The sequence below is a fragment of the Marinagarivorans sp. genome (genome assembly GCF_982758155.1).
This window is the reverse complement of record NZ_CEXWTU010000317.1, coordinates 1-4429: the sequence shown is the minus strand read 5'-3', so window position 1 is coordinate 4429 and position 4429 is coordinate 1. Positions and strand designations below refer to the sequence as shown.

At 49.0% G+C, this 4429-nt stretch carries 4 protein-coding genes and 1 pseudogene; 4 read left to right on the top strand and 1 reads right to left on the bottom strand.

Annotated features, from left to right (window positions below; genetic code table 11):
• Positions 1–690 (top strand): annotated as a pseudogene (locus tag AC3A8L_RS20175) (hypothetical protein); the annotation flags it as partial.
• 18 nt (positions 691–708) lie between these two features.
• Here AC3A8L_RS20175 and AC3A8L_RS20170 read toward each other — a convergent pair.
• A complete protein-coding gene (locus tag AC3A8L_RS20170) occupies positions 709–1605 on the bottom strand; it encodes a metal ABC transporter solute-binding protein, Zn/Mn family (RefSeq protein WP_487964068.1) in 897 nt (298 codons plus the stop codon).
• A gap of 100 nt (positions 1606–1705) precedes the next feature.
• Here AC3A8L_RS20170 and znuC point away from each other — a divergent pair, with 100 nt between their 5' ends.
• From znuC to AC3A8L_RS20155, 3 genes are all read left to right on the top strand, one after another.
• Positions 1706–2491, top strand: coding sequence for a zinc ABC transporter ATP-binding protein ZnuC (gene znuC, locus AC3A8L_RS20165; RefSeq protein WP_487964067.1), 786 nt, complete (start codon positions 1706–1708; stop codon positions 2489–2491).
• A 9-nt stretch (positions 2492–2500) separates the two neighbouring features.
• Positions 2501–3280 (top strand): iron chelate uptake ABC transporter family permease subunit, encoded by a 780-nt coding sequence (locus AC3A8L_RS20160; RefSeq protein WP_487964066.1) that lies wholly within the window; start codon positions 2501–2503, stop codon positions 3278–3280.
• 233 nt (positions 3281–3513) lie between these two features.
• Positions 3514–4377 (top strand): hypothetical protein, encoded by an 864-nt coding sequence (locus AC3A8L_RS20155; protein WP_487964065.1) that lies wholly within the window; start codon positions 3514–3516, stop codon positions 4375–4377.
• The last annotated feature ends 52 nt before the right edge of the window (positions 4378–4429 follow it).

Genomic DNA, 4429 nt, shown 5'->3' with positions numbered 1-4429 from the left:
CTACAACCAGCCAACGGGAAGATACAAATTTTTGCTTCAATCAAAGGCGGTGAAGGGTTTATCGACAATAATGGTAATAAAGTTTTTGATGATGGCGATATTTTTACGCCCGAATTACACGAAAAAGGCGAACCCTACTCCGACAATAACAATAACGGCCAATACGACCAAGGCGAACACTTCGCCGATACCAATAATGACGGAGCAAGAACAGAAGGCAATAACCTATGGAGTGGGCCGAACTGTAAACACAGCATGCTGTGCGATACGAGCGATGACTTCATCGACCTTGGCGTGCAAATAATGTTGATTTTGAGTGACGGCCGCCTCCCAACGCCATGCAACCCAGGTGATTTCGCGACGGACAGTTTTAACGTTCAGTCGGATGGGAATCTTAGCTTAGGAGGGTTATACCTTTCTGATGGAAATACCAATGCCAGTAGTAACCTAGCCGCCTGCCCACTAGGAAATCCTCTGCCGGTCGGCACAACAATCGCTTTTAAGGCTGACAACGGTAAGATTATCGGTAATGCCAATTGGATAGTGACCGACACCTACATGCCAACAGGCCCCTACAATGTGACCTACAAAGCGCCAGAAGAAACGGGGCTTGATGTGCTCACGCTAGAAATAACACCACCGCTATCGCCCACTTTCTTTTATCAATGGGATATCAACGTCCAACTATAAACCGGTGGCCGCATCGCCCTAAGCGTTATCCAAACAACGCTTAAAACCAGCGGCTAAAGACTGCAATAATGCGGTTATCGAGGTGATTTCAGAGGAGCGGCCCAAAGGGTCTACCTCTACAGCTTGCAAACCTAGCGCCGCCGCAAGCTTAACGCCGGAGTGATCGCCAGGCTCCACTATCAGACAGCTTGCCCCTGCTAAAGATTTCTGTAAATCGTACATGCGGCGGGCTGAAAGCTGCTCCTCGGGCAAGCGCGTAGCGGCCGCTAACTGGTTCAAACCAAAAGCCTCAACAAAATGAGCATAACCATCATGGCTTACTGCAAATGGCCGCTGCTTAAACGCATCGAGTTGCCGCTGTATTACAGCTTTTTGCTGAGCCAGGACACTCAAGGCTCGTGCTAACCGCTCATCCAACACGGCTTTATGTAAAGGCTCAATCAGCGTTAACTCAACAGTAATGGCCTTTAACACCAACGCAATGTTATGAGGGTCGAGCCATAAGTGTAAATCTGTCGGCGATTGGGCGGGCCATCTTAGCCCTTCAAGCAAGCCAAGCTCTAACTGCGCGCTTTGCCGCTGCTTCATCGGTTTTGTCAAAAAGCGCTCAAAGCCTGCGCCCAGCCATAGCACTAAGCTTGCATCTTCTAAGCGCTGCCGGTCTGCAATAGTCATAGCCAATGCATGGGGGTTTGCGTTAGGCGGCAATAACGTCACCACATTAAAGGCATCGCCAGCAACGCTTTGCGCTAATAAGGCTATCGGTTTGATAGTTGCAACCACTGTTGGCTTAGGTGCAAAAGGGTTAAGCGCCGTGTCGCTTTGCGCATTTGCTAAACCGGCTAAAACCATTAACAGCCCCAGTAGTACGCTGCTACCAAACCAATGTCTGGCCCCACAAATTACAAAGGTCATAAAACCCATTTCTACTTTCACCCATTACAGCGCCAGCAAGGCGCGCATCTAAAAATGTTGTAGTGTATCATTTGGCGCTTTCATATTAGCTGATTGCGCCATGCCTGCCTCACCAAGTCCATTGATACAACTCAAAGATATTAACCTGAGCTTTAACGACAACGTTGTTTTACAGAGTATCAACCTAAACCTGAACAAGGGTGAAATTGTCACCGTGATTGGGCCGAATGGTGCAGGGAAAAGTTCTTTGGTCAGTATTGTCGTTGGCTTGCAGGCCCCCACAAGCGGCGCAATTGAACGCCAGCCTAAGCTTCGCATTGGCTATATGCCGCAAAAAATAACCATCGACCCACAATTACCCCTAACCACGCAGCGCTTTTTATCGTTATGCGGCAAGGCAAGCGCATTGAAAGCGGCCGTGCAAAGACTTGATATTGAATGCCTCCTGCAAACACCGGTACAAAAGCTTTCCGGTGGCGAAATGCAGCGTGTGCTACTGGCACGCGCACTCATGAATAAACCAGAGTTACTCGTATTGGATGAACCCGCGCAAGGCGTGGATGTTGCCGGCCAAGCAGAGCTTTATCACCTACTAGGCCAATTACGTAACGAGCTTGGCTGTAGCGTACTCATGGTCTCTCACGACTTACACATCGTCATGGCGCAAACAGACCAAGTTTTGTGCCTGAATAAACACGTATGCTGCCACGGCGAACCCGAAAGCGTAAGCCAGCATCCTGAATACTTACAGCTTTTTGGTAAGCAAGCGGCTGAAGATATCGCCATCTATACCCACAACCACGATCATCAACACGATATTCATGGCGACGTCGTTGAAGCCGGGCAACATAGCTGCCAACACGACCACTCTACTCACAAACACTAGCCGATACCTATGCCAGACTTTCTCATTAACGCGCTGCTAGCGGCCTTTGCTATCGCAGCAGTTGCAGGCCCGCTGGGCTCATTTGTGGTTTGGCAGCGGCTGGCGTATTTTGGCGACACCTTAGCTCACGGCGCGTTACTGGGTGTTGCTCTGGGGTTGTTTGCCAGCATCAACGTCACACTCGCAATCGTACTGTGCTGCATGGCGCTGGCGGGCCTACTTTTTTTACTGCAGCAAAAGCCCAGCCTAGGTGATGATGCGCTGCTTGGCTTACTCTCCCACTCGGCGCTAGCGGCAGGGTTAGTCAGCGTTAGTTTGATGGGTAGCTCTGTCGATTTATTTGCGTATCTTTTTGGTGATTTACTCACAACCAGCCGCAACGATGCCTATCTTATCATCGCAGTTTGCGCCTCGGTTCTAGCCCTTATCGCGGTATTTTGGCGTAAGTTATTATTAATGGTGATTGATGCAGATCTTGCCAAGGTCGAAGGTATTCCTGTCCACTTGATGAGAATTCTATTGCTAATGGCCATCGCCATTGTGGTTGCATTTGCCATGCGCGTTGTCGGCGTACTACTGATTACCGCAATGCTAATTGTGCCTGCCGCCGCTAGCCGCCGCCTCACTTCCGCCCCCGAAACTATGGCCATCGGAGCAGCATTAATTGGTGCAAGTGCTGTAGCCATTGGTATGTGGGCCTCTTTTTGGTACAACACTCCCGCGGGCCCCAGCATTGTGCTTGCGGCTAGCGGTCTGTTTTTACTCACGCTGCTGAAGCGACGCCAATAAATACATTAGCCAAGTTAACCGCCTCGCCAAAGAAACAAACGTCAAGCTCATCACAAAACGGCCGCATTCTATCGGCTAGCACTCACACTCAAGCCATATTCGTCATACACTCGAAGAACTGAAGGACTAGATAAATCCGCTTATATGAAGCAGGGTATAAACCCGCAATTCATATACGCCAAAATAACAATAGGCATTTATAGCAATGCCAAAAACTAGTCTTTGATGTACCTATGCCTGTATACAAATTATTAGTTAGCCTTCTAGCCTGCCTTTTTTTTGCTGGATGTACTCAACTCGTTCACGTGCCTCACTCTGCATTTGAAGAGCGCGCCGTTGTTAGTACAGGAATCAATACCCACGTTTTAATTCAGCCCCCATCTGTGGCGCACCAACAGCAATATGAAGAAACCGGACTCTTTGTTGTGGGCCTGCTAAACAGCTGGCAAGTTGATTTCAACCAAACACTCCCTGATGCCATAAGCGACGTAATGGCACAAACTTACCGCAGCACAAAAATTGGGAATAGTTGCGATGAATGCGGCTTGATTGTTCGGCCTAAAATTACCCAAATAGACATCGAAAAATTGTCCATGCAGGCCAGCATCGAAATAAAACTGGATATCTTAGATGCCAGCGGCAACAAAATTACAACGCTTCACAGTGGGGGCCAATCCTCTTTTTTAAGCGCATCGCGCCTGGGGACAGGTATTGCAGGCTACTTTATTCCTCTAGTAGGAACGGCCATGGGGACTCATGTCGTTAGAGAAACCGTACAAGAAGCGCTCGATGAAGCAATCGTCGACATGACAAAACAAGTGGAATACCAAGCCAATAGCGGCCTACTGGCTCGAACATGGCTTCCCAAAAAGTACCACCGCACCAAGCTCCACGGCCAACATGAATACACCGCCGAACTAGTCGCGAAGAATGCAGGCTGCAATATGAACAGCGACGCAATCACTTTAGCGCATCAAAAGTACTCACTAGAAACGTATACCGCACATTGCTGGGGAAAACCCACATTTACAATTGCCTGTGAATATGGGCGCTGCGAGCTACTAGAAGAAGGTCAACTTGCTCAAGGGCATCACTAAGGGGCGTGCATTAAATAACTTCCCGTTTTTGAATTCCTGGGTGCACGCTTGC